The sequence below is a fragment of the Halospina sp. K52047b genome, assembly GCF_008709855.1.
Lineage (GTDB): Bacteria > Pseudomonadota > Gammaproteobacteria > Pseudomonadales > Oleiphilaceae > Halospina > Halospina utahensis_B.
Genome location: NZ_VYJH01000003.1, coordinates 362,376 through 386,808, shown reverse-complemented (window position 1 = coordinate 386,808; position 24,433 = coordinate 362,376). Strand labels below are relative to the sequence as shown.

Sequence of the window (24,433 nt, the reverse complement as noted above, 5' to 3'; positions counted from 1 at the left end):
AGCCGTGATTCGAAGCCGTTGGCCTCACTGTGCGGCCTGCGTGGCCTGATGTTCATCCATCAGGCGGGTGAACTCATCGAACAGCGGGATCACGTCCCGCGGCCCGGGGCTGGCTTCCGGGTGCCCCTGAAAGCTGAACACTGGCGCGTCCTTCAGGCGCATCCCCTGCAGGGTGCCATCAAACAGCGAGCGGTACGTGACCTCAACGTTGTCCGGCAGTGACTTCTCATCCACTGCAAAGCCATGGTTCTGGCTGGTAATGACCACGGTACCGTCGGCGACCCGCTCCACCGGATGGTTAGCGCCATGGTGCCCGAACTTCATCTTCTCGCTGCGCCCGCCCACGGCCAGCCCCAGAAGCTGATGCCCGAGGCAGATGCCAAAGGTCGGGATGTGGCGCTCAATACAACCCTTCAGGGCCTCTACAGCGTAATCGCAGGGCTCTGGATCCCCGGGGCCATTGGAGAAAAAGACGCCGTCCGGGTTGTACGCCATCACCTCGTCCAGCGGCGTACGCGCCGGCACCAGTGTTACCTCGCAGCCGCGCGAGACCAGCAGGCGCAGGATGTTGTACTTGATGCCGTAATCGTAGGCGACCACGCGGTAGCGCTTCTCCGGCGCCTCGCCGTAGCCCTCATCCAGGGTCCAGACGGACTGGGTCCAGGTACGCGGCTCCTTGCAGCCGGCCTCGGAAGCCAGGTCCATGCCCTTGATCCCAGGGAAGTCCCGGGCCAGGCGCAGGGCCTCTTCCTCGCTGGCGTTGTCACCGGCGACAATGGCGCCTCCCTGGGCCCCCTTGTTGCGCAGCAGACGCGTCAGGCGGCGGGTATCCACGCCGGCAATGGCCACCACGTTCTCCCTCTGCAGATAATCCGAAAGGGAGTCGGTCCGGCGCCAGTTGCTGGCCAGCAGCGGCAGGTCGCGGATGATCAGTCCGGCAGCACAGATCCGGTCGGACTCCACGTCCTCCGGGTTGGTGCCGGTATTTCCAATGTGCGGATAGGTCAGTGTGACCATCTGGCGGGTATAGGACGGGTCAGTGAGAATCTCCTGGTAGCCGGTCATGGCCGTATTGAAGACGACCTCACCGCTGGTGGCGCCGTCGGCACCGATGGATTCCCCTCTGAAGATGCTGCCGTCCTCAAGTGCAAGGATCGCTGGTTTCGTCAAAGCCATGCCCCTCTAGCGTCTCTGGCGGGTAGGACGCGCGTCACGAAACCCCGGCGCCCATTTGCAAAAAGCGGGACGGTGTCTTGGACGCCGTCCCGCTTTTTGCAGGGATTCTGGGAACCTCTTCCGGACTCACAGAGATTCCTCAACAGCCGGTGGAGTAAGCGCTTAACAAATCCGGCGTATTATATAGAGAAACCCACTGCACTGTCATCCGGAACAGCCCTTATGGGGCGGACGGGAGTCCCGGGGACACGGATCACTTCAGCCCGAGCACATCCTGCATGTCATACAGCCCCGCGGGCTGCTGCATCAGCCACTGGGCAGCCCTGACAGCGCCCTGGGCGAAGGTCATGCGGCTGCTGGCTTTGTGGCTGATCTCGATGCGCTCCCCAAGGCCGGCAAACATGACGGTATGCTCACCGACGATATCTCCGGCACGGATGGTTTCAAAACCGATGGCCTCACGCGGGCGCTCCCCGGTGAACCCCTCCCGGCCATAGACAGCGCACTGCTGGAGGTCACGGCCAAGCGTGTCGGCAACCACCTCACCCAGCCGCAATGCGGTCCCCGAAGGGGCGTCCTTCTTGTGGCGGTGGTGGGCTTCAATGATCTCCACATCGGCATCATCACCCATCACCCGGGCCGCCGTCTGCAGGATCTGGAGCAGCAGATTCACGCCCACACTCATGTTGGGAGCGAACACCACATTCAGGCCTTCGCTTTTCGCCTCAAGCTGTTGCTTCTCGGCTTCGCTCAACCCCGTGGTCCCGATCACGGCCGCTTTTCCGGTCGCACGGCAAATATCCAGATGCTGCAGGGTCAGATCCGGGAAAGTGAAATCGATCACCAGATCGAAATCGTCCGTCACCTCCGAGAGGCTGCCGGCCAGCATCACACCATTGCGGCCAACGCCGGCCACTTCGCCGGCATCCGAACCGATCAGCGAACTCTCCGGATGAACGGTTGCCGCCCCCAGGGAAACCCCGTCGGTCAGCGTCACCGCCTCAACCAGCGTTTTGCCCATACGGCCGGCAGCGCCGGCCACCGCAATACGCGTCATACTGTGTCCCCATCCATATCCACTGTACCCGGTCAGCTAGAACTTCATATCCTCAAAGAAATTCTTCACGCCCTCAAACCAGGAGCTCTTGCGTGGGCCATGCTGCCTGCCGTCGCTGTCCTCCTGGAGGGTCTGATCGAACTCACGCAACAGCTCTTTCTGCTTCTTGGTGAGATTGACCGGTGTTTCCACCATTACCCGGCACAGCAGGTCACCCGGCGATCCGCCACGCACGGGCGTCACACCCTTGCCGCGAAGACGGAAGAGCTTGCCGCTCTGGGTCTCCGCCGGGATCTTGAGCTTGACCCGCCCATCCAGCGTCGGCACCTCGAGCTCGCCCCCGAGCGCCGCATCCGTGATGCTGATGGGCACGTCGCAGTGCAGGTTACGACCGTCCCGGTCAAAGATGGGATGCTCCTTGACCGCGATCTGCACATAGAGGTCCCCCGGCGCGGCGCCGTGCATGCCCGGCTCGCCTTCGCCGGAAAGGCGAATCCGATCACCGGTGTCCACGCCCGGCGGCACCTTGACCGAAAGGGTCTTCTCTTCCTCGACGAACCCTTCGCCACGGCAGGCCTTGCAGGGGTTCTTCACGATCTGGCCGGCGCCCCGACAGTTGGGGCACGTCTGCTGCACCGAGAAGAAGCCCTGCTGCATGCGCACCTGCCCCATACCGCGACAGGTCCCGCAGGTCTCCGGCCGCGTGCCCGGCTCGGCGCCGCTGCCGTTACAGCTGCTGCATTCGGTGGCACTGGGGATCTCGATCTTGACGTTCTTGCCGCGCACGGCGTCCTCGAGGTCCAGCTCCAGCGTGTAACGCAGGTCGGCACCCCGGCCACTGCGGCCCCGGCCGCCGCCGAAGATGTCACCAAAGACATCCCCGAAGATGTCGGAGAAGCTGGCGCCACCACCGCCGAAGCCACCGCCGCCACCGGCGGAGCCATCAACGCCGGCATGACCGAACTGGTCATAGGCGGCCTTCTTCTCGGGGTCACTCAGGACTTCATAGGCCTCGCTGGCCTCTTTGAAGCGCGCTTCGGCGTCTTCGTCATCCGGATTGCGGTCCGGATGATACTTCATTGCCAGCTTCCGGTATGCCTTCTTGATCTCCTTGTCATCAGCGCCCTGGGAGACGCCAAGGATCTCGTAATAGTCGCGTTTGGCCATGACAGTCTGTCAACCGTAATTCGAATGTTCACAACAACGACGAACGCGGGAGAAAGCTCCCGCGTTCGCCGATCAAAGGGTGTGGATGATGCCAGCGGTTTTACCGCTTGTCATTGTCGTCGACTTCCTCGAACTCGGCGTCAACTGCATCATCACCACCGCCCTGGTCCTGGCTGCCTTCAGCCTCGGCACCGCCTTCTTCACCCTGCTGGGAGTACATCTTCTGCGCCAGGCTGGAGGAGGCTTCGGTCAGGGCCTGGGTCTTGGCCTCGATCTGCTCCTTGTCGTCGCCCTTCATCGCCTCTTCCAGTTCGGAGATGGCGTTCTCGATGGCGGTCTTCTCCTCCTCGGTCGCCTGATCGCCGGCTTCCTCCAGGCTCTTGCGAACCGCATGGATCATGCTGTCGCCCTGGTTGCGTGCCTGGACCAGCTCCTCGAACTTCTCGTCTTCCTGAGCGTTCTGCTCAGCATCCTTGACCATCTGATCGACTTCATCTTCGGTCAGGCCGGAAGACGCCTTGATCTCAATGGACTGCTCCTTGCCGGTCGCCTTGTCCTTCGCAGAGACGTTCAGGATACCGTTGGCATCGATGTCGAACGTTACTTCGATCTGCGGTGTACCGCGCGGTGCCGGCGGGATGTCTGCCAGGTCGAAGCGACCGAGGGACTTGTTCTGGGCCGCCTGCTTGCGCTCGCCCTGGACCACGTGAATGGTTACCGCGGTCTGGTTGTCCTCGGCGGTCGAGAAGGTCTGCGACTTCTTGGTCGGGATCGTGGTGTTCTTCTCGATCACCGGTGTGGCAACGCCGCCCATGGTCTCGATACCCAGGGTCAGCGGTGTCACGTCCAGCAGCAGCACATCCTTCACATCGCCGGAGAGCACAGAGCCCTGCAGGGCCGCACCCATGGCGACAGCTTCGTCCGGGTTGACGTCCTTGCGTGGATCGGCGCCAAAGAACTCTTTGACCGCTTCCTGCACCTTGGGCATCCGTGTCTGACCGCCGACCAGAATGACCTCGTCGATGTCGCCAACCTTGACGCCGGCATCGTTGATGCAGGTCTTGCACGGATCGATGCTGCGCTTGACCAGATCCTCGACCAGCGACTCCAGCTTGGCACGGGTCACCTTCACGTTCAGGTGCTTGGGCCCGTTCTGGTCCGCCGTAATGTACGGCAGGTTCACGTCAGTCTGCTGCGCGCTGGAGAGCTCGACCTTGGCCTTCTCGGCAGCTTCCTTCAGGCGCTGCATGGCCAGGGAATCACCGCGCAGGTCAATGCCCTGCTCTTTCTTGAACTGGTCAGCCAGGTATTCGATGAGCGCCAGGTCGAAGTCTTCACCACCCAGGAAGGTGTCACCGCTGGTGGCCAGCACTTCGAACTGCTTCTCGCCGTCGACATCCGCAATCTCGATGATGGAAATGTCGAAGGTACCGCCGCCCAGGTCATACACCGCCACGGTGCGGTCCTTGCCCTTCTTGTCCAGGCCATAGGCCAGAGCGGCCGCGGTCGGCTCGTTGATGATCCGCTTCACGTCCAGCCCGGCGATACGACCTGCGTCCTTGGTAGCCTGACGCTGGTTGTCATTGAAGTAGGCCGGAACGGTAACCACCGCTTCAGTGACCGTTTCACCGAGATAGTCCTCAGCGGTGCGCTTCATCTTCTTGAGCACCTCGGCGGACACCTGCGGGGGCGCCATCTTCTCGCCGTTCACTTCCACCCAGGCATCGCCGTTGTCGTTCTTGACGATGTCGTAGGGCACCATCTTGATGTCCTTCTGAACGACATCGTCGTCATAGGCACGGCCGATGAGACGCTTGATGGCATACAGCGTGTTTTTCGGATTGGTCACCGCCTGGCGCTTGGCTGCAGCACCTACAAGGGTTTCACCTTCGTCGGTGTAAGCCACGATGGAGGGCGTAGTGCGATCACCCTCTGCGTTTTCAATCACCTTGACCCCGTCACCATCCGGGATGGCCACGCAGGAGTTCGTGGTGCCCAGGTCAATGCCGATAATCTTACCCATGGATATCACTCCAGTTTTCTGATCGTTGAATTCAAATCCGGTATCCGGTTGCCGTTACTGCCTTTATTGGGCTTAACGGCTCAATTTCAAGCCTGCTCGTCGACGTTTCCACCTCCGGAATCGTCAGCCTTGGCCACCATGACCATTGCCGGGCGCACAACACGCTCGTGCAGGAGGTACCCCTTCTGCATCACCGCGATCACGGTGTTCGGCTCCGCCTCATTGCTCGGGACCATGGACATGGCTTCGTGCTTCTGCGGGTCGAAGGGCTCACCCACCGGGTTGATCTGCTCGACGTTGAACTTGGACAGCGCACCGATGAACATATCGAGCGTCATGTCCACGCCTTCCTTGATGCGGCTGACGACCTCCTCGTTCTGAACCTCCTGGTTCTGGGCGCTCTCGACCGCCTTCTCCAGGCTGTCGACCACCGGCAGAAGCTCCTTCACAAACTTCTCGGTGCCGAACTTGTGCGCCTTTTCCACATCAATCTCGGCACGCCGGCGGATGTTCTGCATCTCCGCCTTCGCGCGCAGCACTTCTTCCTTCTGCTCCTCGAGCTGTTCACGCAGCTGAGCCACCTCGCCATCCCCGCTGCCGGCGGACGCAGCGTCTTCGCCCGCTCCGGTTGCCGGCTCCGCTTCTTCCGCGCCGGCGCCCTGCTCGGCCTCGTTCACGGATTCATCCTTACGGGTTTCGTCATCACTCATGATCGACCTCATTGCTCGGTATCGAATTCTCTGGCCCGCTTGGGGACGTCTGCCGGGCGATATGGGGCTGCTGCAGCGGGTTTCAACCACCCCCGCGCATTTTATTCCACCCATGCGCCCTCCCAGCCCCTTGAAACCCTGACCAACTCACTGTACAAATATCCACATACTGTATATGGATACACATCAGGAGTCGCTCATGCTCACGCACCTGACCGTTGCCAACTACGCCGTTGCGGAGAAAGTGGAACTGACCATCCGGGAAGGGATGACCACGCTCACCGGCGAGACCGGTGCCGGCAAGTCCATCGTCATGGATGCCCTGAGCCTGGTCACCGGGGCCCGGGCGGATGCGGGCGCCGTGCGTGAGGGCGCGGACCGGGCCGACCTGAGCGCGGTGTTCGACCTCTCCCGCACCCCGGAGGCCCAGCAGTGGCTGGAGGAACGGGAGCTGGACCAGGAGAATGACTGTGTGCTCAGGCGCGTGATCCGGCGTGATGGGCGCTCCCGCGGCTACATCAACGGCCAGCCCTGCACACTCACGGACCTGAAGACCCTGGGCAGCATGCTCATGGACATCCACAGCCAGCACCAGCATCAATCCCTGCTCAAGCGCGAGACGCATCATCGGCTGGTGGACGAATTCGGTGGCAACGGCGAACTTGCCGAACAGGTACGCGCTGCATTCCGGGAATGGCGCGAACTCAACCGCAAGCTGGAGCAGGCCAGCAACCAGCGGGATGAGCGCAACGCCCGCACGGAACTGCTGCGCTACCAGGTGGAGGAACTCGACCGGCTGGCCCTGGGCGCGGAGGAGCTGGAACAGCTCGAGGCGGAACAGAAGCAGCTGGCCAATGGTGAAAGCATTCTTGAGCAGTGCCACGAGGCTGCCCAGTGCTGCAGTGAGGGTGAACCGGCGGCGGTCAGCATGCTGGAGCACGCACGCCAGAGACTGGAGCGGCTGCCGATCGAGGTCCCCCAGCTCGCGGAAACCTGCCAGATGCTCGAAGAGGCCCGCATCCAGGCCGAGGAGGCCGGGGACAACCTGCGGCGCTTCATCGACGACTATGACTGCGACCCTCAGCGCCTGAAGGAGGTGGAAGAACGCCTGAGCTGGATCTACCAGATCGCGCGCAAGCACCAGATCCAACCCCAGGAAATCCGCGAACACCAGGCCTCACTGCGCGCCGAGCTGGATGAGCTCGAGAATGGCTCCGAAAGCCTGGAGCAGCTGCAGGAACGGATGGAAGCGGCCCGCACGGAATGGAACCGGCTTGCGGACGAACTCAGCAGTGCCCGAAGGCAGGCCGCCGAACGCCTCGACGCGGGCGTCGGCGAGGAACTGCGCCGGCTGAGCATGCCGGACATCCAGTTCCAGACCCATTTCTCTGCCCCATCCGGAGACGGCCAGCCCGCTGCCTCCGGGCACGAGGAAATGGAGTTCCTGGTCAGCACCAATGCGGGCCAGAGTGCCCGCCCGCTCGGGAAAGTAGCATCCGGCGGCGAACTCTCCCGCATCAGCCTCGCCATCCAGGTGGTCGTGGCCCAGACCTCAACGATCCCAACGCTTGTCTTCGACGAAGTGGACGTGGGCATTGGCGGTGGCGTCGCGGAAGTGGTCGGGCGGCTGCTGCGCCAGCTTGGTGAAAGCGGCCAGATCCTGTGCGTGACCCACCTGCCCCAGGTTGCCAGCCAGGCTCACCAGCACATGACCGTGAGCAAATTCACCGAGGACGAACAGACCTATTCAACAGTGGAAAACCTGGATTCCGAGGAACGGATCCGGGAGGTGGCCAGGATGCTCGGTGGCGTGGATCTCACGGAGCAGACCATGGCCCACGCCAGCGAGATGGTCCAGAAGGGGCAGGCGACCCATCACTGAATGACGACTGTAGGAGCCTGCCTTGCAGGCGATCCAGTTCATCGCGAGCAAGGCTCGCTCCTACGGCAGCCGCGTGATGATTATTTCGGCTTCACGTAAAGGATCATGCTGTGATCCACCAGATCGAAGCCATGCTCCTCGGCGATGCGGCGCTGACGGTCCTCGATAACCTCGTCATAGAACTCGATCACCCGCCCCGTCTGGGTGCACACCATGTGGTCATGATGCTCTTCCCCGGCCAGCTCGAATACCGCATGACCGCCTTCGAAATTGTGGCGAAGCACCAGGCCCGCCGCTTCGAACTGGGTCAGCACCCGGTAAACAGTGGCCAGCCCCACGTCATCACCCGATTCCAGGAGTTTCTTGTACACATCCTCGGCACTGAGGTGGTGATCGCCTTCCGCATCCTCCGCGGCTTCCGCGCTTTCCAGGATGCTGAGAATCTTCACACGCGGCAGCGTAACCTTGAGGCCTGCCTTGCGCAGCTCGACGTTTTCTGGTGCCATGCTGAACCTAACCGTTGGTGATGGAGTGGGCTTTCGTTACCATGTGCGCTCATCTTCAGGCGGGCAGCGCGCCTCGGAGCGGCACTCAAGATAGAGGATTTCCTTCCACGATGCAAAAGGCTTCCATTCCCGCCTGCCTGGCTGCGGTCACCCTGACGCTCAGCCTTGCGGCATGCAGTTTTCCGGGTGTTTACCGGATCGACGTTCAACAGGGTAACATTATCGATCAGGAAGATCTCGGCGAGCTCAATCCGACCATGACACGGGCCGATGTGCACGAGCTTTTGGGCACCCCCATAACCGTGAGCAGCTTCAACCCGGACCGCGAACACTACCTGTACACCTTCCAAGAGGACGGTGGAGACATCCGCAAGCAGCGTGTCACCATCATCTACGAGGAAGGCCAGTACCTCCGGCATGAAGCGAAACTACTGGAGGAGACCCCGGCCAACTGAGCCGACGGTCAGCGCCGCGTACCGGCCCTCTTTGCCCGTGCCTCCTTGGGATCAATCTCAAGGGGGCGGTAGATCTCCACCCGGTCCCCCTCACGCAGACGATACAGCCCGGGCTCCGCAATCACCTGGCTGAACACGCCCACGCTCTGGTGCTCCAGATCGATCCCGGGGAAAAGACCCTCGATTCCGGACTCACGAATGGCATCAAGCGCCGTACTCCCCTCAGGAAGGCTGAGCGCAATCAGACGCTGGATGTCCGGGCGCGCATAGGCCACTTCCACACGGATCATTGCCCCTCGACCTCATGGAGTGCCCGCGCTCTTCTGCAGAACGCATCGACCATGGTATTGGCAGCCTGGGCAAACACGCCGCTGAAAGCCATCTGTGCCAACCCATTCTGAACCGCAAACTCCAGGCTGAGCGTTACCCTGCAGGCATCCGCCCGCAGCGCACGGAACTGCCAGAGCCCCTGCAGATGTTCGAAGGGGCCATCCACCAGCTCCATACGGATCGATTCCGCAGGCATCAGGTGATTGCGTGTGGTGAAGCGCTGTTTCAGGCCGCCACGCTCCACATCCAGCGATGCCACCAGCTGATCCCCACCCTGTTCATGCAGTACCGCGCCGCCACACCATGGAAGAAACTCCGGGTAACGCTCCACGTCACTGACCAGGTGGAACATCTCTTCCGCGGAATGATGCACCAGTGCACTGCGCTCGATCTGTCGGGTCATTGAATGTTTACCCCGTGAGGTTCCTCTTCTATGGGCATCACCGGCCGCTCCAGACCACCACCGCCACACACGGCAGTGCCGGCCAGCCTGCAGAAACCCGCTCTGTACTCAACCACCGTAACAACCACAGCGACCACCACGGCCAGCGGCACCAGCCATGCCATCAGCCAGCGCCACAGTCGGTATCCCCGGCCCCTTACGCCCAGAAAGGCCAGAAGCTGGCGCGGCGGCAACTGCCAGCCTGCGAGCCTGACCAATGCCAGCACCGACACGGGTACCAGCACAAGTATGACGACAAGCTCCATCAACGCCCAGACATCCACCCCCCCTGCCCAGGTGAACCCGAACAGAGCCAGGGCCGCCGCGGCACCCGCCGGCAGCATGGCGATGATTCCGGCCACCACCCGGTTACCACCCAGGGTTTCCGTGACACGGGCCACCACCACCTCCAGCGTGAACAGAGCCGAGGTCCAGACCAGCAGCACCATGACCAGATAGAACAGACTGCCTGCAAGCTGCCCCCCGGCCATGGCCTCAAACACCTGCGGCAGCGACACGAACACCAGCTCAAAACCAGATGTCAGCGGCACCTGCTCCGCCAGCACCAGAGCCGTAACCGCCAGCCCAAGCACCAGAGTCACCACCAGGTCCACCACCGCCACCCCGAGCGCAGAGAGCGGCATGGAGGCATTCCCCGGCATGTAGCTGCCCAGGGTCATGAGCACACCGACCCCGACGGCCAGCGAATAGACTGCGAGCTGGATGGCAAGCGCCGCGCCATACCACCCGAGATCCTCCCAGCGAGGCCAGAACAGGGACCAGGCCGCCTCCTGGCCCTTGCCCGAGGACAGGGCCACCACCATCATGATCACAAGCAACACACCCAGCAACGGAATGACCGTGCGCAGCGAGCGCTGAACCCCCCGGCCCAGATTACGCAGGGCCACCGCCAGTACCAGCCCGACAAAAACCACCTGCCACAGAGCAACCTGCTGCATATCGCCGGCAAAACCCGTGAACAGGGCTGTGGCGGAGGCCTCACTGGCGCCCCTCAGCTCCCCCAGCGCAGCCCGGAAAAGCCAGGCCAGGGACACACCCCCAAGCACCGAGTAGAGACCAAATAGCAGTAGCGCGGCCAACAGCATACCGCGACCGGCCCATGGCAGACTCCGCGAGTGCAGCCCGGCCCCTTCGGCTGCCGCCTGCAGGGAGTGATCCGGACCCTGCCGGTAACGCCGAGCCATTGCCAGCTCTGTCATCACCACGGGGACCCCGGCAAACATCAGCGCCAGACCGTAGACCAGCAGGAAGGCGCCGCCGCCGTGCGCCACCACAGCCGGCGGCACCAGCCAGAGATTGCCGGCACCGAGCACGACCGCGGCCAGCGCCAGCGCGAAGGTCCAGCGGCTGCCCCAGGCAGTGACCGGCGCTCCCGGGTTGGAATGCATGAACAGGCTCCCGATCGGATGAAGGCGGATTATAGCCCAGTGTAGCCGCCTTATTCAGCCGCGACTCCGCAGACTTTGCCCAGAGGCAGGCCCTATGGGCTACAATACGCCGTTTGCAGAAACACCCACTCCGCCAGGCCGGATGATTCCCATGGCTCAGAAAAAAAAGCCCGCCAAGGGCGGCAGCACCATCGCGCTCAACAAGAAGGCGCGGCACGAATTCCACATCGAACAGAAGTTCGAGGCGGGCCTCCAGCTCCACGGCTGGGAGGTCAAGGCCCTACGTGCGGGCAAGGCCCAGATCACCGATGCCTATGTCCTGCTCAAGGACGAGGAGGCATGGCTGCTGGGCGCTCACTTTCCGCCTCTGCCGTCTGTATCCACCCACATCAACCCGGATCCGACGCGCACGCGCAAACTGCTTCTCCACCGGCGCGAGCTGGCCACACTGCTCGGCAAAACCCAGCAGACGGGCCACACCTGCGTGCCACTGGCACTGTACTGGAAGAAGAACCTGGTCAAGTGCGAGATCGCACTGGTCAAGGGCAAGAGACAGTATGATAAGCGCCACACCGAGAAGGAGCGTGACTGGAACCGCCAGAAACAGCGCATTCTCCGGGATACGCTGCGCTGATCAGTAAATGATCATTTGAACTGCTTCCGCACCGCAGTATACTGGCCGACCATCACCCCAACATGACTGCAACCAGGGAGGGATCATGTCTGCCCAACGCACAGCCATGTCCTCGGTCGATACCGCCTGGTTGCGGATGGAGTCGCCTGAAAGTCCGATGATGATCGGTGCCGTGCTCGTATTCGACGAGCCCATCGATATCAGGGCGTTCCGCAACCTGCTTGAAGAACGATTCCTGCGCTTTGAGCGCTTCCGCCAGCGGGTGGTCTGCCAGAATGACCGCTGTTACTGGGAAGAGGATCCGTGGTTCGATCTCGACAACCACTTCCACATCACCGCCCTTCCCGGCAACGCTGACCAGGCTGCGCTGCAGCAGCTGGCCAGCGACCTCAACAGCACGCCACTGGACTTCAACCACCCGCTCTGGCAGATCCATTACGTCGATAACTACCAGGGGGGCTGCGCGCTGATCGTACGCATCCACCACTGCATCGCGGACGGCATTTCGCTGGTGCGGGTCCTGCTCTCGCTGACCGATGAGCAGGACGATACCGGCAGCAGCCGGAAGAGCGCCAAGCACCGCAAAGGGGCACGGAACGATTCACCGGAATGGCGCCAGACACTGTTCCGGGCACGCCGCAATCTGCGCCTTGCCCGCTGGCAGGCCCGACAGACCTGGCGCACCATGCGCGAGGACCCCGCCTACCTAGTGCGCCTGGGGCGGGAATGCCTGTTCGTGGGGCGGGACCTGTTCAAGGTGGCCTTCAGCCCACCGGACCCTCCCACAGGACTCAAGGGCCCCCAGTGCGGACGCAAGCAGGTCGCCTGGTCCGAGCCGCTGGATCTGGGAGAGGTGAAGGCCACCGCCAGGGCCCTTAACGGCACGGTCAACGATGTGCTGCTTGCCGCCGCCACCGGCGCGGTCCAGGCGCACATCCAGCAGAGCGCCACACCTCTGCCCGAGGCCGGCATCCACGTGGCTGTGCCCTTCAACCTGCGACCACTGGACCAGCCCATTACCCGCCTTGGCAACCAGTTCGGTCTGGTGCTTGTGCCGTTGCCGGTACAGACCCTTTGCCCCAGGGAACGCTTCGAGACGGTCCAGCGCCACATGGATGACATCAAACGCTCCTACCAGGCCCAGGTCTCCTACGGGCTTCTGGACATACTCGGGCGTGGCCCGGACCTGATGGAGCGCCGGGCCCTGGAGCTTCTCAGCCGCCGCGCCTCCGCCGTGCTGACCAACGTGCCCGGCCCGGACCAGCCACTGCACCTGTGCGGCTGCCGCCTGCGTACCCCCATGTTCTGGGTTCCCCAGACCGGCGATGTGGGCATCGGCCTGAGCATCTTCAGCTACGCCGGGCAGGTGCAGTTTGGCGTGATCAGCGATCGCCAGCTGATGGACTCGCCGGAACGCCTGGCTACGGCCTTCGCGGATTCCTTCCACCAGCTCCGCGATCTGGCGCTGGAAAACAGGATTCCCCTTGAGTCCACACTGGGCCGCCCCTATACTGAAAGGTACGGGGACGATCCGGATTCGACGCCGGTGACAAAACCCGAGGTGCATGCCGAGACGGCAGCGAGTCTCGAAAAATCAAAGCTGCTTTAAAATAGTCGCAAACGACGACAACTACGCACTCGCGGCGTAAAAACCGCTAGTGCCTGCCTGACCGGGGTGCCTGTCCCCCGCGTATCACAGGCAGTCATATCAGATAGGATCGCCGTTGCGTGACGCTTGCAGCGTAACGGTTAAACTCTGGTAAGCTCGCCCCTTGCACCCTGACCTTCGGGTCGCTTGGGGTTAAAAGAATAGAAGGAACCTAAGCATGTAGAGCCAAGGGCGGAGTACCGGCGGACGCGGGTTCAACTCCCGCCGTCTCCACCAAACAGCAAAACCCAAAGCCCTGATTCGTCAGGGCTTTTTTTATTGCCTTTCTCACTGATTTCCCGTGTGTGTCCACCGAGTGTCAACTCTGAACACCGGCGGAATCGCTTAGGTCGGTCATGATAACTGCAGATCCGGCCTCAGCCGCCTGAGCAGGCCCGGCAGTTCATCCAGGCCCCGGATCTCATCATAAGCCACCCGGGGCACATCCTCTGGCCAGGGCAAGCCGGAGCGATTGAGCCAGACAGGACGCAGGCCATGCCGGGCGGCGCCGGCGACATCGGTCACCGGGTCGTCACCGACATGGATCAGGGTCTCCAGCGGCACGCCCGTGCTGGAAGCAGCCGCTTCGAACATCGGGCGCTCCGGTTTCGCGGCCCCCACTTCCACGGCCGAGTGCGCCGCCACGAAGTAATGCCCCATCCCGATCCGGTGCACATCGGCGTTGCCATTGGTCAGGGCGACCAGGGGCAGCCGCCCGAGAAGCCGGTCAAGCATCGGCAGGGCATCGGGATAGAGGGTGACCCGGTGTCGCGCCTCCATGAAGACCTCGAAGGCGGCCTCCGCGATGCGCAACGGTGCCTCCACGTGGCGCGCGGCCCGCTCCAGGGTGCGAAGACGCAATGCGGTGACGTCGTGTTGCAGGCTCGGGTCGGCTTCAGCGACTTCTATACGCAGAGCGCGCATGCGCTCCGGGGGATAGGCGCTGGCGAGGGCTGGATGTTCGGCCAGAAGGAACTCGTGCGTCGCCCGCTCGGCCCGCTCAATCACGCCATCCAGTTGCCACAGGGTCTCGTCCAGATCCAGGGTGAGTGCTGTCATGAGCCCGCCTTATATCTTGAGCCAGACCGCAGAAACGGCTAGGGTCCAGAAGATTCGTCAGCAGCGCTGACGCCTGCGCACCAATAATAAGGATACCGCATCATGACCACCAACAAAGCCCCGATCACCATGCTGGATGGCGGCATGGGCCAGGAACTCCAGAAACGCAGCGAGCAGCCCGCATCGCCGCTGTGGTCCGCCCAAGTCATGCTCGATGAGCCAAACCTGGTGGTCGACGCCCACCGTGACTTTATTGATGCCGGTGCCCGCGTCATCACGCTCAACACCTACAGCGCCACACCAACACGCCTGGCTCGCGACGGCCAACCCGATTGGTTCGAACCGCTGCACAAAGCAGCGCTGGACGCCGCGCGCAAAGCCTGCAGCGAGAGTGGTCAGGATGTGCGGGTCGCGGGCTGCCTGCCGCCCCTGGTGGCGAGCTATCGCCCCGAGGTTGCCCACGACGAAGCGACCTGCCTGAAAGAGTACCGGCAGATGGTGGAGGCACAGAAAGCGGGCGGAGTGGATCTTTTCCTCTGCGAAACCATGTCCATTGCCCATGAGGCGCATGCAGCGACCGTTGCAGCAGTGGAAAGTGGCCTTCCGGTCTGGACGGCGTTCACGGTGGACGATGCCGACGGCACGAAACTGCGCTCCGGCGAACCTCTCGCCGAGTCGGCCAGGGCCGTCGTGGATGCCGGTGCCAGTGCGGTACTCGTCAACTGCGCCGTACCCGAGGCGCTGACTACGGCCATGGACGTGCTCAGGGAGCTGGGCGTGCCTTTTGGCGGCTACGCCAATGCCTTCACCTCGGTAGCGGCACTGGAACCCGGTGGAACCGTGGACGTTCTGGAGGCCCGCAAGGACCTTGGCCCCGATGCCTACGCGGAACAGGTCCTGAACTGGGTTGAAAAAGGCGCGACCATCGTTGGTGGCTGCTGTGAGGTGGGCCCAGCCCACATCAAGGCACTGGCGGAACGCCTCACCGGGGAGGGCTACCCTCTGGCCTCCAATGGGTAACCACCAGGCGTGGGAGAGCGCAAGCGCGGCCAGCGCCTTGCGCAACCTCAGCACTCACTGAAGATCTTAGAGCGGAGCTCCCGCCGCTCCGCTCTAAGCCGGTTGCCCCGTGGTTCCCGGTAGCCACGCCCAAGCTCTTCGTTAACCCGGCTCAGTCGTTCCTCGTACCGCTGGCAGCGGCGCTCCCGGGCCGATACTGTCTCCCTGGCCGTTTTATGGTCATTGTCATCGTCTTCCCGATTTTCCCTCTCCGGCTTCCAGGTCCCGGGCTCCGGCAGCTCCATGGGGGAATTCGCGAGTTCAGGCGACGTCGCTTCTTCAGCGCCCTCTTTCCCCGGCTGGTCTGTGTAGTGGGTGACACCCTCCTCATCGGTCCAGGTAAAGATTTCGGCATGCACGGTGGCCACCATGAACATGGCCAGAAGGGGCGCTACAGGAATGCGTAATACGCTGGCAGGCATGGTGTTCCTCCTTGAATCAACTGGATTTCCTTCAGGAATGGCAGAGAATCCACGCAGGCGCAGCAACTGTCAAGGCGGGCCCGCAGAGTCCATTCCCTGCTATGATGAAGGCAAATCGCGGGCTTCCGGAGCGGTCGTCTCATGGATGGATTTACCAGCCCCCTGATCGGGGACCACAGCGACACTGAGCGCACCTACCAGCTGGAGCTGCGGCTCGGGGCGGACCATGCGCGTCGGCGGCTGGCCACCGAGCATGAACGCGAAGCGCTGTTCCTCAGCCGCACCGGTAAGCACGTGCACCCCGAGAACCTCTATTCCATGCCCGGCCTGGTGCGGCTTGCCCTCAGCCTCGGCGGCCTCTATCAACGCGCCGTCAGTAACAGCCGTGCTCTCAGGGTGACCCGAAACCGGTTTGTGGTACCTGGGCTTCCGCCGGCTCTCGAGGGCTACACCCTGCTGCAGCTCAGCGACCTGCATGTGGACATGGATGAGGCCAACCTGCACGCGGTGATCGAGACGGTCCGGGATCTGGACTATGACCTCTGCGTGATCACCGGCGACTACCGGCGCGACACCTGGGGCGACATCGCGCCGGCCATGGAAGGCATGCGGCGGCTCAGAACCCACCTTAAGGGAACGCCCCTTGCGATTCTGGGGAACCATGACAGCGTGCTGATGGTTCCGGAGATGGAGAGCATGGGCTACCGCATGCTGATGAACGAAAGCCTGTGCCTGGAACGGGAGGACGCCGCGCTCTGGATCGCCGGGGTGGATGACCCGCACCTCTACCAGACCCATGACCTTGCCGCCGCCACACGGGATATTCCTCCAGGCGCCCTGTCACTGCTTCTCAGCCATACACCGGAGATACACACGGAAGCGGCCCGCGCGGGATTCGATCTCTACCTCTGTGGCCATACCCATGGCGGCCAGCTGTGCCTGCCAGGCGGGATTCCGCTCACGCTGGATGCACGGATTCCACGCCGGCTCGGGCGCGGCAACTGGATGGAGGATGCCATGCAGGGCTACACCACCACGGGCGCTGGCACATCCATTCTCAACGTCAGGCTGAACTGCCCGCCGGAAGTGACCCTGCACCGGCTGAGTGCCGGCCCGGATTCCGTGGGTCAGTGAGGCCGCCGGCGAATGCCGAGGCGGTAAAGGAGGGGCGAGCCCCAGATATTGAGCACGCAGAAGATCAGGGCCGCCAGCAGCGCCACCCAGCCCGAAACACCCAGCCACCACCAGGCGACGAAATTGGGCAGCAGCCCTTCCGGCAATTGATCCAGACCACGGGCCCGATCACCGGCGCCAAGACCGAAACGGCGCTTAACGAAGCTTGAAAGCAGATCCCCGAGCATCGCCACCGCGCCGAACACCGCCCCGAAGATGAAGCCGAGCCGGAACAGCCAGGCGACGACGGCAGCGGCAACGATCGCCACCGCCAGGCCACGCCAGGTCTTGCTGGCCCCGAAGAGCCGGCGGCCATCCGGCAACTGCAACCGGCAGTCTACCGGGTAGCCACGGGTCCCCAGGATCCGGCTCAGAACCAGGGGCGCCCCGTTGGCCACGATCAGCAGCGCCACCAGCTCCGGGATCAGCAGCATGACACGCTGCCCCGCAGCGGACGCCGGTCAGGCGTCCGGAAGGCCGCCCTTGGTCTGCTTGATCGGGTCGAGCAGGTCGCGCAGCTCGTCTTCCGGCACATCCGTCTCTTCCTTCGCCACGTCCAGTATGGAGCGGCCGGTCGCATACGCCTTCTTGGCAACCTCGGCCGCCTTGGCGTAACCGATGACAGGGTTGAGGGTTGTCACCAGCACCGGGTTCTTACCGACTGCTTCGGCCATCACGTCACTGTTTACAGTAAAGCCGGCAATGGCCTTGTCCGCCATCACCCGTGCCGTGTTCGAAAGCAGGCCGTTCATTTCCAGCAGGTTCCAGCCCACCAGCGGCAGCATGACGTTGAGCTGGAAGTTGCCGGACTGGCCGGCGGTGTTCACGGTGGCGTCCAGGCCGGTCACCTGGGCGGCCACCATGGCGGCGGATTCCGGAATCACCGGGTTCACTTTGCCGGGCATGATGCTGGAGCCCGGCTGCAGCGCCGGCAGTGTGATCTCGCCCAGGCCATGAATGGGGCCGCTGTTCATCCAGCGCAGGTCATTGGCGATCTTCATGACCACCGTGCCCAGCCCACGGTAGGCGGAGGACAGGGCCACCGGCGCATCAATGGCGCTCTGGCCGACGAACGGATGCTCCATCGCGGTGAAGTGATGATCGGTCAGCGCACTGAGCTCTTCAGCAAACAGGCGCGCGAAATCAGCATGGGCGTTCACGCCCGTACCCACGGCGGTACCCCCCTGGGGAATGCGCAGCAGGTCCTTGGCTGCCTGCTCCAGGCGGTCGCGGGCGTTACTGATCTGGTCCCGCCACGTGCGCAGTTCCTGGGCGACGGTCACGGGCATGGCATCCATCAGGTGGGTGCGGCCGGTCTTGACCACGGACTCGGTCTCTTTCTCACGGCCCGCGATGGTCTGCATCAGGTGATCCAGCGCCGGCAGCAGCGACTCATGCACCTCGGTCACCGCGCTCAGATGGATCGCGGTCGGGATCACGTCGTTGCTGCTCTGGCTCATGTTCACATGATCGTTCGGATTGACCGGCTCACTGCTGTGGTTGGAGGCCAGGTGTGCGATCACCTCGTTCACGTTCATGTTGGTGCTGGTACCGGACCCGGTCTGGAATACGTCCACCGGGAACTGGTCGGCATGGGCGCCGCCCAGCACCTCATCACAGGCCGTTTCGATGGCCTGGGCCCGATCCGCATCCAGCAGCCCCAGCACGGCATTGGCGCGCGCGGCGCTGCGCTTGATCCGTACCACGGCGTGGATGAAGGCGCCGGGCATGGGCCGGCCGCTCACCGGGAAGTTATCGATGGCGCGCTGGGTCTGGGCCGCCCAGAGGGCGTTGGCCGGGACTTCCACCTCGCCGAGGCTGTCTTTCTCTATGCGCTTGTCACTCATGCGGACCTCCCTCAGGTTTGACCAGGCTGTTCGGAACAGCGGCTATAGTGCCTTCCGATGGCCCGGTTTTCCAGTCATTGGCCCTTATGCATTGGTCGAAGAGACGGATCAGCCCCAGCGTGACTGTTGTCTCAACCGGCGGACTGTTTACAAAATTCCACTCCCCAGCCCAAATTCATTTCTATACTGTAAGGTAAAGATTCCGTCATAAGCCGGTCATCGAAAAGGTGTATGCGGCCGCGCTCAGGAGATCAGCGTCATGAAAGCCAGTGACATCCGCAAGCTGAAGAAACGCATCGAACCCGCATACAGCGAGATGTTCTCCGGGCGGGTCTATGAAGTCGGCTCCGGCGCTGTGGCCGTGCGCAATCACAGCGGCGAGGCCCACCATACCGTGATCGGGGTGCATGGTTTTCTCGAGAACCAGTGCTATTTCACCCAGCTCTATCAGGAGCCCACCACCGAGCTGATCCTGCTGACCTGCTCCAACTATCACATTCCGGTGAGTGGCCCGAACCTGGAGCGGCCGAACTGGGTGCTGCGCAACCCGCACACCGAGGCCACCATTGAGTACGATGCCCGCATCCTCATCCAGACCCTCGAGAACCTGCCCTCCTCGAACCAGATCCGGGTACACGGCCATTCCCGTGGCGGCGGTGTGATTCTGGAAGCCGCCCGCCAGCGCCCGGAACTGTTTGAGGACATCGACGTGGTCCTCGAGGCACCGGTGCTGCCCCAGGGCGAACTCCACGCTCTGGTCCGGGCCATTCTGGAGCCGGTCAGCCACGGCATGTGGCCCTGGATCGTGCGCGCCATCAACAGCACGCCCTCGTCCGCCTATGCCCAGACTTTCTTCGGGCGCATGAACCCGCGCAAGAAGACGCTGCTCAACCGGATGTTCTCGGCCACCCAGGACCATCTGACCATCGTGCGCAATATCGAGAACATCATGGCCTGGATGGAGCAGTGGGACACCAGCATCCTTGCCAACATCCGTCAGGGCACCATCCTGGTCCCGGAAACCGACCGCATCCTGGACCGTGAGGCGATGATGAATGCCGCCCGTCATTCGTCAACCTCGGTGCGGATTGTGGAGACCCGGGGCACCAGTCACTTCATCACACTGGACAGTGAAAGGTGGGTGCCTTCCATGGATGACATCCCCAGGGTGGCCTGAGCGCCATTGTCGGACATTCCCGCCCCCACTAGAATGCCCGTCCGCATGAACGGAGGACGGGTGTGTACCGGTACAAGCTGACCCAGACCCAGACACGGACCCCTAACGCGCGCCGGCTCCAGGAGCTGATGCTCAGCTACCACGACTTCCGGCAGGAACGGGTTGGGCATCCACTGGAACCGGCCATTGAGGCGCTGGGCCGCTGGCAGGCGGCGCGTCTGCGCGAGACGCACCGGGACCTTTACGAATCCCCGCGTTACCGCGAAGCCCTGGATTTCCTGCTGGAGGACCTCTACGCGCCCCAGGATTTCAGCCGCCGCGATGACGACTTTGACCGCATCTTCCCCTACCTGATCCGCCTGAGCCCCGACAGTGCGCTCTTCACCCTGTCACAACTGGTGGAGCTCAACCTGATCAGCCAGCGCCTGGACCTGGCCATGGCCGAGTGGCTAACCCGGGAGCGGGCGCTGGATGCCAATGGTATCGAGGGCATGTCCGACACCACCTATGCCGAAGCCTACCGGGCCTGCGGGCAGGTGACGGACCGGCGGCGACAGATCGAACTGGTGGATGCCGTGGGGCGGGATCTGGAGCGCTACGTGAATCACCGCTCCCTGCGCATGGGGCTGAAGATGATGCATCAGCCCGCGCGCATGGCCGGTCTGGGCGAGCTCTATCGCTTCATTACAGAAGGCGTCCACGCATTCCGCGCCATGGGCGGCGTGTCGGAACTGCTGGAAACCATCCGCCAACGCGAAACCCGCATCATGGAAAAGGTACTGGCAGGGGAGCCGCTCCCCCGCGAGTGACGCTCGCGCCCGGCGATCAGCTGTGGCGTTTGAGGATAGCCTCAAGCTGGCGCACCACCTCCTGCTCGATCCGCCCCTTGAAGGGCCGCAGCATCATGCCCAGCTCCAGGTCCACACCGATGTCCTGCGGGTTGACCGCCACTTCCCCCTTGAGGCCGGTCCGGCGCAGCTTCAGGCGCTCGCCGTCCCAGTGCCATTCGAAGTCGTAATGCGCCGTCATCTCCCGGGCCAGCTCATCGGCCACCCGCAGCGCGTGTTCATGGTCCATGGCGTGCGCGCGGTGGATCTGGATACGGGACATCGGGACTCCTCGGCGAACAATGATTACGGGCGTTGCGCGCAATTTTACGCAACTACGACCCATGAGGCGAGTGGAGCTCACCCGGCGCAGACAAGCGGGCACTCCGGGGTTAGAATACGCCAAAGCATTAGCGGAGGTCCCCATGGCGGATCAGGACACCACCCATTTCGGTTACCGCGAGGTGCCGAAGCAGGAAAAAGCGAAGCACGTCGGCCAGGTTTTCTCCTCGGTTGCCAGCCGGTATGACCTGATGAACGACCTGATGTCCATGGGCATCCACCGGCTGTGGAAGCGCTTCACCATCGAGCTGAGCAGTGTGCGCCCCGGCCACCGGATCCTGGACATCGCTGGCGGCACGGGCGATCTGACCATGCAGTTCGCGGACCGTGTGGGCACCGAAGGCGAAGTTGTGCTGGCCGATATCAACCAGGAAATGCTGGAGGTGGGCCGGGATCGCCTGATCGACCGCGGCTACGCCGGGCGCGTGGACTACGTGCAGGCCAACGCCGAGTGCCTGCCCTTTCCGGACAATTACTTCAATGCCGTCTCCATTGCCTTCGGCCTGCGTAACGTCACCGACCAGAACCTGGCGCTGCGCGAGATGACCCGCGTCCTCAAACCCGGCGGCAAGCTGCTGATCCTGGAGTTCTCCAAGCCGGTCAATCCGCTGCTCAACAAGGCCTACGACACCTATTCCTTCACCGCCCTGCCTCTGATGGGCCGGCTGGTGGCTGGTGACAGCGAGAGTTACCAGTATCTCGCCGAATCCATCCGCATGCACCCGGACCAGGAAACCCTCAAGGGCATGATGGAAGACGCCGGGCTGGTGCGGTGCAAGTACCACAACATGACCGGCGGCATCGTGGCGCTGCATGCGGGGATCAAGCCCTGATGGGACTGGGCGGCACACTGCTCGACCAGGCCACCACCATGGCCGCCTCCGCCCTGAACCGTGCTCTCGAAGCGGACCCGGCGGCCAGGGACATCCTGCTTGAAGAGCTGGCTGCGCCGGTGGCGATCACACTGGGGCCCTTCGGGGCCACCCTGACACTGGCGCGTTCGGGCGACCGCCTTGCCCTGAAACAGGGCCCGTCCGGCCCGGGAACGGACACGCACATCACCGCCACGCCACTGGCGCTTCTGGCACTGGCCGGCGGCGACACCAGCGGCCTGGACCAGGGCCTGATCACGGTCGAAGGAGACAGTGAGCGCGTCCGCCACCTCGCACACCGACTGCATGCGCTGGCGCCGGACTGGGAGGCTTTCCTGGCCCGTACCCTCGGGGATGTGCCCGCTCACGTCATCGCCCGGCGTCTGCGGGATGCCCTGCGCTGGAGCCAGCAGGCGCGCGCCTCGGTACACGCGAACATTGAGGATTACCTGCACGAGGAATCCGGCCTGGTGCCCGGTCGCCACGAGGCCGAGGCCCGATTCAGTGACATCGATGCGCTGGAATCCCGCGTGAAGGCGCTTGAAAACCGCCTCAACAACCTGGCGCCCGGGGAGGACCATTGATCAACCTCGGCCGCCTGCTCCGGATCCTGTGGGTTTTCAGCCGCTACCGGCTCGACACCTTCCTGCGCCTCCTGACCCTGCCGGCAGGCATCCGCTTCCTGCTGGCCATCGCCCCCTGGCGTCTCTTCCCGCAGCCGGAAGCCAATCGCGGCGAACGCCTGCGCCAGGCCATGGAGGACCTGGGCCCGGTGTTCATCAAGTTCGGCCAGATCCTCTCCACAAGGCGCGACCTGCTGCCCGAGGATATGGCCGAATCACTGGCCCACCTCCAGGACCGGGTCGCTCCCTTCGACAGCGATGACGCCCGCGCTATTGTGGAAGCGGAACTGGGAGCGGACATCGCCGACTGCTTCAGCGAATTCGAACAGGATCCGCTGGCCTCGGCCTCCGTGGCGCAGGTGCATGGGGCGAAGCTGCTGGACGGCACCCCCGTGGTGGTCAAGGTCATCCGCCCCGGCATCGAGCGGGTCATCCGCCAGGACATCCGCCTGCTCCACCTGATGGCGCGGCTGCTGCAGCGCTTCTGGGCGGAAGGGCCGCGCCTGCGCCCGGTGGAGGTCGTGACGGACTATGAGAAGACCATCTTCGACGAACTGGATATGCAGCGCGAGGCGGCCAACGCCAGCCAGCTGCGGCGCAACTTCCCGGACTCGCCGCTGATCTACGTGCCCGAGGTCTACTGGTCCCACACCGGGCGCCGGGTGGTCACCATGGAGCGGGTCAGCGGCATCCCCATCGGCGACACGGCGGCTCTCCACGCCGCCGGCGTGGACATGAAGGTGCTGGCGGAGAAGGGCGTGGAGATCTTCTTCACCCAGGTTTTCCGGGACAGTTTCTTCCACGCCGACATGCACCCCGGCAACATCTTCGTGGATGCCTCCAACCCGGCGGACCCCCAGTACATCGCGCTGGATTTCGGCATTGTCGGTACCCTCGGGCCCTCGGACAAGAGCTACCTGGCGCGCAATCTGCTCGCCTTCTTCCGGCGGGACTACCACCAGGTCGCGGCGCTCCATATCCAGTCCGGCTGGATCCCCGCCGACACCCGCGTGGATGAATTCGAGGCCGCCATCCGCACCGTCTGCGAACCCATTTTCGCCAGACCGCTGCGCGACATTTCCTTCGGCCACTTCCTGTTGCGCCTTTTCGAGGTGGCCCGCCGCTTTCACATGGAGGTCCAGCCCCAGCTGGTCCTGTTGCAGAAAACCCTGCTCAACGTGGAAGGTCTGGGCCGCCAGCTCTACCCGGACCTGGACCTCTGGGCCACCGCCCAACCCTTCCTGGAGAACTGGATGCAGCAGCAGATGGGCCCGCCCGGTGTGATGCGCTCACTGCGCGAACACCTGCCGGACTGGGCGGAACAGGCGCCGGAAATGCCCCAGCTGTTCCACGACGCGCTGGAGCGCCTCGCCGGCGACCCACCGCCCGTGCAGCCGCAGCCGGCGCCCGCCGATACACACCGCTTCCGCCTCTGGCCCCTGCTCGGGGCGGCCGCCTGTGCAATGGGGGCACTGGCAGTGGCGGAACCCGGCCTCCAGGAATGGCTGAAGAACCTGCCGGCCGCCAGCTGGATTCTGCTGGGCACCGGCGGCGTGTTATTCTGGTATGGCAGTAACAGCAGTGGACACTGAG

Annotated in this window: 24 protein-coding genes, 1 other RNA gene and 1 pseudogene; 12 read left to right on the top strand and 14 right to left on the bottom strand. The window is 63.5% G+C overall.

Annotated features, from left to right (window positions below; genetic code table 11):
• Positions 1–24 precede the first annotated feature (24 nt).
• The 5 genes from carA to grpE all read right to left on the bottom strand — a co-directional run bounded on the left by carA (position 25) and on the right by grpE (position 6,133).
• Positions 25–1,170, bottom strand: a complete 1,146-nt coding sequence (gene carA / locus F3089_RS06460; protein ID WP_151439990.1) for a glutamine-hydrolyzing carbamoyl-phosphate synthase small subunit — start codon at positions 1,168–1,170, stop codon at positions 25–27.
• Between the two features lie 259 nt (positions 1,171–1,429).
• A complete protein-coding gene (gene dapB / locus F3089_RS06455; protein WP_151439989.1) occupies positions 1,430–2,233 on the bottom strand; it encodes a 4-hydroxy-tetrahydrodipicolinate reductase in 804 nt (267 codons plus the stop codon).
• A 36-nt stretch (positions 2,234–2,269) separates the two neighbouring features.
• A complete protein-coding gene (dnaJ, locus tag F3089_RS06450; protein WP_151439988.1) occupies positions 2,270–3,400 on the bottom strand; it encodes a molecular chaperone DnaJ in 1,131 nt (376 codons plus the stop codon).
• Positions 3,401–3,500: 100 nt separating this feature from the next.
• Complete coding sequence (dnaK, locus tag F3089_RS06445; protein WP_151439987.1) at positions 3,501–5,423, bottom strand: molecular chaperone DnaK; 1,923 nt, start codon at positions 5,421–5,423, stop codon at positions 3,501–3,503.
• Between the two features lie 86 nt (positions 5,424–5,509).
• Positions 5,510–6,133 (bottom strand): nucleotide exchange factor GrpE, encoded by a 624-nt coding sequence (grpE, locus tag F3089_RS06440; protein WP_151439986.1) that lies wholly within the window; start codon positions 6,131–6,133, stop codon positions 5,510–5,512.
• A 199-nt stretch (positions 6,134–6,332) separates the two neighbouring features.
• Here grpE and recN point away from each other — a divergent pair, with 199 nt between their 5' ends.
• On the top strand, positions 6,333–8,015 hold the full coding sequence (gene recN / locus F3089_RS06435; RefSeq protein ID WP_151439985.1) for a DNA repair protein RecN: 1,683 nt from the start codon (positions 6,333–6,335) through the stop codon (positions 8,013–8,015).
• A gap of 80 nt (positions 8,016–8,095) precedes the next feature.
• On the opposite strand, the gene fur is transcribed toward recN, so the two are convergent.
• The gene (gene fur, locus F3089_RS06430) at positions 8,096–8,521 is read right to left on the bottom strand and encodes a ferric iron uptake transcriptional regulator (RefSeq protein WP_077529464.1); all 426 of its coding nucleotides are present in this window, start codon (positions 8,519–8,521) and stop codon (positions 8,096–8,098) included.
• Between the two features lie 110 nt (positions 8,522–8,631).
• Between fur and F3089_RS06425 the strand changes: the two genes are divergently transcribed.
• Complete coding sequence (locus F3089_RS06425; protein ID WP_151439984.1) at positions 8,632–8,976, top strand: outer membrane protein assembly factor BamE; 345 nt, start codon at positions 8,632–8,634, stop codon at positions 8,974–8,976.
• A gap of 8 nt (positions 8,977–8,984) precedes the next feature.
• Here F3089_RS06425 and F3089_RS06420 read toward each other — a convergent pair whose 3' ends face one another.
• Genes F3089_RS06420 through F3089_RS06410 form a run of 3 tightly spaced genes read right to left on the bottom strand, consistent with a single transcriptional unit; the run spans position 8,985 to position 11,157 of the window.
• Positions 8,985–9,266, bottom strand: a complete 282-nt coding sequence (locus F3089_RS06420; protein ID WP_151439983.1) for an RnfH family protein — start codon at positions 9,264–9,266, stop codon at positions 8,985–8,987.
• On the bottom strand, positions 9,263–9,709 hold the full coding sequence (locus F3089_RS06415; RefSeq protein ID WP_151439982.1) for a type II toxin-antitoxin system RatA family toxin: 447 nt from the start codon (positions 9,707–9,709) through the stop codon (positions 9,263–9,265). Before F3089_RS06415 ends, F3089_RS06420 begins: the two co-directional genes overlap by 4 nt.
• Positions 9,706–11,157, bottom strand: a complete 1,452-nt coding sequence (locus F3089_RS06410; protein WP_151439981.1) for a sodium-dependent transporter — start codon at positions 11,155–11,157, stop codon at positions 9,706–9,708. Before F3089_RS06410 ends, F3089_RS06415 begins: the two co-directional genes overlap by 4 nt.
• A 151-nt stretch (positions 11,158–11,308) precedes the next feature.
• Here F3089_RS06410 and smpB point away from each other — a divergent pair, with 151 nt between their 5' ends.
• The 3 genes and pseudogenes from smpB (at position 11,309) to ssrA (ending at position 13,676) form a co-directional block, all read left to right on the top strand.
• Complete coding sequence (gene smpB / locus F3089_RS06405) at positions 11,309–11,791, top strand: SsrA-binding protein SmpB (RefSeq protein WP_151439980.1); 483 nt, start codon at positions 11,309–11,311, stop codon at positions 11,789–11,791.
• A gap of 85 nt (positions 11,792–11,876) precedes the next feature.
• Positions 11,877–13,196: pseudogene (locus F3089_RS06400) on the top strand (wax ester/triacylglycerol synthase family O-acyltransferase); the annotation flags it as partial.
• 117 nt (positions 13,197–13,313) lie between these two features.
• Positions 13,314–13,676: a transfer-messenger RNA gene (ssrA, locus tag F3089_RS06395) on the top strand.
• Positions 13,677–13,793: 117 nt separating this feature from the next.
• On the opposite strand, the gene F3089_RS06390 is transcribed toward ssrA, so the two are convergent.
• Positions 13,794–14,498 carry an HAD-IA family hydrolase gene (locus tag F3089_RS06390; protein WP_151439979.1) on the bottom strand — a complete coding sequence of 235 codons (705 nt, stop codon included), beginning with the start codon at positions 14,496–14,498 and terminating at the stop codon, positions 13,794–13,796.
• A 102-nt stretch (positions 14,499–14,600) separates the two neighbouring features.
• Here F3089_RS06390 and F3089_RS06385 point away from each other — a divergent pair, with 102 nt between their 5' ends.
• A complete protein-coding gene (locus F3089_RS06385) occupies positions 14,601–15,518 on the top strand; it encodes a homocysteine S-methyltransferase family protein (protein ID WP_151439978.1) in 918 nt (305 codons plus the stop codon).
• A gap of 47 nt (positions 15,519–15,565) precedes the next feature.
• Here F3089_RS06385 and F3089_RS06380 read toward each other — a convergent pair whose 3' ends face one another.
• Positions 15,566–15,979, bottom strand: a complete 414-nt coding sequence (locus F3089_RS06380) for a DUF4124 domain-containing protein (RefSeq protein ID WP_151439977.1) — start codon at positions 15,977–15,979, stop codon at positions 15,566–15,568.
• 141 nt (positions 15,980–16,120) lie between these two features.
• Here F3089_RS06380 and F3089_RS06375 point away from each other — a divergent pair, with 141 nt between their 5' ends.
• On the top strand, positions 16,121–17,113 hold the full coding sequence (locus tag F3089_RS06375; protein WP_151439976.1) for a metallophosphoesterase: 993 nt from the start codon (positions 16,121–16,123) through the stop codon (positions 17,111–17,113).
• Here the strand turns inward: F3089_RS06375 and F3089_RS06370 are convergent.
• Both F3089_RS06370 and F3089_RS06365 read right to left on the bottom strand, forming a co-directional pair.
• On the bottom strand, positions 17,107–17,586 hold the full coding sequence (locus tag F3089_RS06370) for a CDP-archaeol synthase (protein ID WP_151439975.1): 480 nt from the start codon (positions 17,584–17,586) through the stop codon (positions 17,107–17,109). The genes F3089_RS06375 and F3089_RS06370 overlap by 7 nt on opposite strands.
• Before the next feature lie 27 nt (positions 17,587–17,613).
• Positions 17,614–18,999, bottom strand: coding sequence for a class II fumarate hydratase (locus F3089_RS06365; RefSeq protein WP_151439974.1), 1,386 nt, complete (start codon positions 18,997–18,999; stop codon positions 17,614–17,616).
• Between the two features lie 259 nt (positions 19,000–19,258).
• On the opposite strand from F3089_RS06365, the gene F3089_RS06360 reads away from it, so the two are divergent.
• Together F3089_RS06360 and F3089_RS06355 are read left to right on the top strand one after the other, a co-directional pair.
• A complete protein-coding gene (locus F3089_RS06360; RefSeq protein ID WP_151439973.1) occupies positions 19,259–20,176 on the top strand; it encodes an alpha/beta hydrolase in 918 nt (305 codons plus the stop codon).
• Between the two features lie 62 nt (positions 20,177–20,238).
• Positions 20,239–20,985, top strand: a complete 747-nt coding sequence (locus F3089_RS06355; RefSeq protein ID WP_151439972.1) for a DUF8198 family protein — start codon at positions 20,239–20,241, stop codon at positions 20,983–20,985.
• A 16-nt stretch (positions 20,986–21,001) separates the two neighbouring features.
• Here F3089_RS06355 and F3089_RS06350 read toward each other — a convergent pair whose 3' ends face one another.
• A complete protein-coding gene (locus F3089_RS06350) occupies positions 21,002–21,286 on the bottom strand; it encodes a polyhydroxyalkanoic acid system family protein (RefSeq protein WP_160899068.1) in 285 nt (94 codons plus the stop codon).
• A 142-nt stretch (positions 21,287–21,428) separates the two neighbouring features.
• Here F3089_RS06350 and ubiE point away from each other — a divergent pair, with 142 nt between their 5' ends.
• From ubiE to ubiB, 3 genes are read left to right on the top strand one after another with little or no spacing between them, the layout of a single operon-like run.
• Entirely contained in the window at positions 21,429–22,178 is a 750-nt protein-coding gene (ubiE, locus tag F3089_RS06345; protein WP_151439970.1) for a bifunctional demethylmenaquinone methyltransferase/2-methoxy-6-polyprenyl-1,4-benzoquinol methylase UbiE, read from the top strand.
• A complete protein-coding gene (locus F3089_RS06340) occupies positions 22,178–22,801 on the top strand; it encodes a ubiquinone biosynthesis accessory factor UbiJ (RefSeq protein ID WP_151439969.1) in 624 nt (207 codons plus the stop codon). The genes ubiE and F3089_RS06340 overlap by 1 nt, the downstream gene beginning before the upstream one ends.
• Positions 22,798–24,432, top strand: a complete 1,635-nt coding sequence (ubiB, locus tag F3089_RS06335; RefSeq protein WP_151439968.1) for a ubiquinone biosynthesis regulatory protein kinase UbiB — start codon at positions 22,798–22,800, stop codon at positions 24,430–24,432. Before F3089_RS06340 ends, ubiB begins: the two co-directional genes overlap by 4 nt.
• Position 24,433 lies beyond the last annotated feature (1 nt).

What these genes read in the sequence shown, in the direction of transcription:
- F3089_RS06365 (WP_151439974.1), bottom strand. Translation starts at nt 18,999, where the DNA reads ATGAGTGACAAGCGCATAGAGAAAGACAGCCTCGGCGAGGTGGAAGTC.
- dnaJ (WP_151439988.1), bottom strand. Translation starts at nt 3,400, where the DNA reads ATGGCCAAACGCGACTATTACGAGATCCTTGGCGTCTCCCAGGGCGCT.
- F3089_RS06350 (WP_160899068.1), bottom strand. Translation starts at nt 21,286, where the DNA reads ATGTCCCGTATCCAGATCCACCGCGCGCACGCCATGGACCATGAACAC.
- fur (WP_077529464.1), bottom strand. Translation starts at nt 8,521, where the DNA reads ATGGCACCAGAAAACGTCGAGCTGCGCAAGGCAGGCCTCAAGGTTACG.
- F3089_RS06425 (WP_151439984.1), top strand. Translation starts at nt 8,632, where the DNA reads ATGCAAAAGGCTTCCATTCCCGCCTGCCTGGCTGCGGTCACCCTGACG.
- smpB (WP_151439980.1), top strand. Translation starts at nt 11,309, where the DNA reads ATGGCTCAGAAAAAAAAGCCCGCCAAGGGCGGCAGCACCATCGCGCTC.
- grpE (WP_151439986.1), bottom strand. Translation starts at nt 6,133, where the DNA reads ATGAGTGATGACGAAACCCGTAAGGATGAATCCGTGAACGAGGCCGAG.
- F3089_RS06410 (WP_151439981.1), bottom strand. Translation starts at nt 11,157, where the DNA reads ATGCATTCCAACCCGGGAGCGCCGGTCACTGCCTGGGGCAGCCGCTGG.
- F3089_RS06370 (WP_151439975.1), bottom strand. Translation starts at nt 17,586, where the DNA reads ATGCTGCTGATCCCGGAGCTGGTGGCGCTGCTGATCGTGGCCAACGGG.
- F3089_RS06390 (WP_151439979.1), bottom strand. Translation starts at nt 14,498, where the DNA reads ATGACAGCACTCACCCTGGATCTGGACGAGACCCTGTGGCAACTGGAT.
- F3089_RS06415 (WP_151439982.1), bottom strand. Translation starts at nt 9,709, where the DNA reads ATGACCCGACAGATCGAGCGCAGTGCACTGGTGCATCATTCCGCGGAA.
- F3089_RS06380 (WP_151439977.1), bottom strand. Translation starts at nt 15,979, where the DNA reads ATGCCTGCCAGCGTATTACGCATTCCTGTAGCGCCCCTTCTGGCCATG.
- F3089_RS06420 (WP_151439983.1), bottom strand. Translation starts at nt 9,266, where the DNA reads ATGATCCGTGTGGAAGTGGCCTATGCGCGCCCGGACATCCAGCGTCTG.
- F3089_RS06340 (WP_151439969.1), top strand. Translation starts at nt 22,178, where the DNA reads ATGGGACTGGGCGGCACACTGCTCGACCAGGCCACCACCATGGCCGCC.
- F3089_RS06360 (WP_151439973.1), top strand. Translation starts at nt 19,259, where the DNA reads ATGAAAGCCAGTGACATCCGCAAGCTGAAGAAACGCATCGAACCCGCA.
- dapB (WP_151439989.1), bottom strand. Translation starts at nt 2,233, where the DNA reads ATGACGCGTATTGCGGTGGCCGGCGCTGCCGGCCGTATGGGCAAAACG.
- recN (WP_151439985.1), top strand. Translation starts at nt 6,333, where the DNA reads ATGCTCACGCACCTGACCGTTGCCAACTACGCCGTTGCGGAGAAAGTG.
- dnaK (WP_151439987.1), bottom strand. Translation starts at nt 5,423, where the DNA reads ATGGGTAAGATTATCGGCATTGACCTGGGCACCACGAACTCCTGCGTG.
- F3089_RS06375 (WP_151439976.1), top strand. Translation starts at nt 16,121, where the DNA reads ATGGATGGATTTACCAGCCCCCTGATCGGGGACCACAGCGACACTGAG.
- ubiE (WP_151439970.1), top strand. Translation starts at nt 21,429, where the DNA reads ATGGCGGATCAGGACACCACCCATTTCGGTTACCGCGAGGTGCCGAAG.
- F3089_RS06385 (WP_151439978.1), top strand. Translation starts at nt 14,601, where the DNA reads ATGACCACCAACAAAGCCCCGATCACCATGCTGGATGGCGGCATGGGC.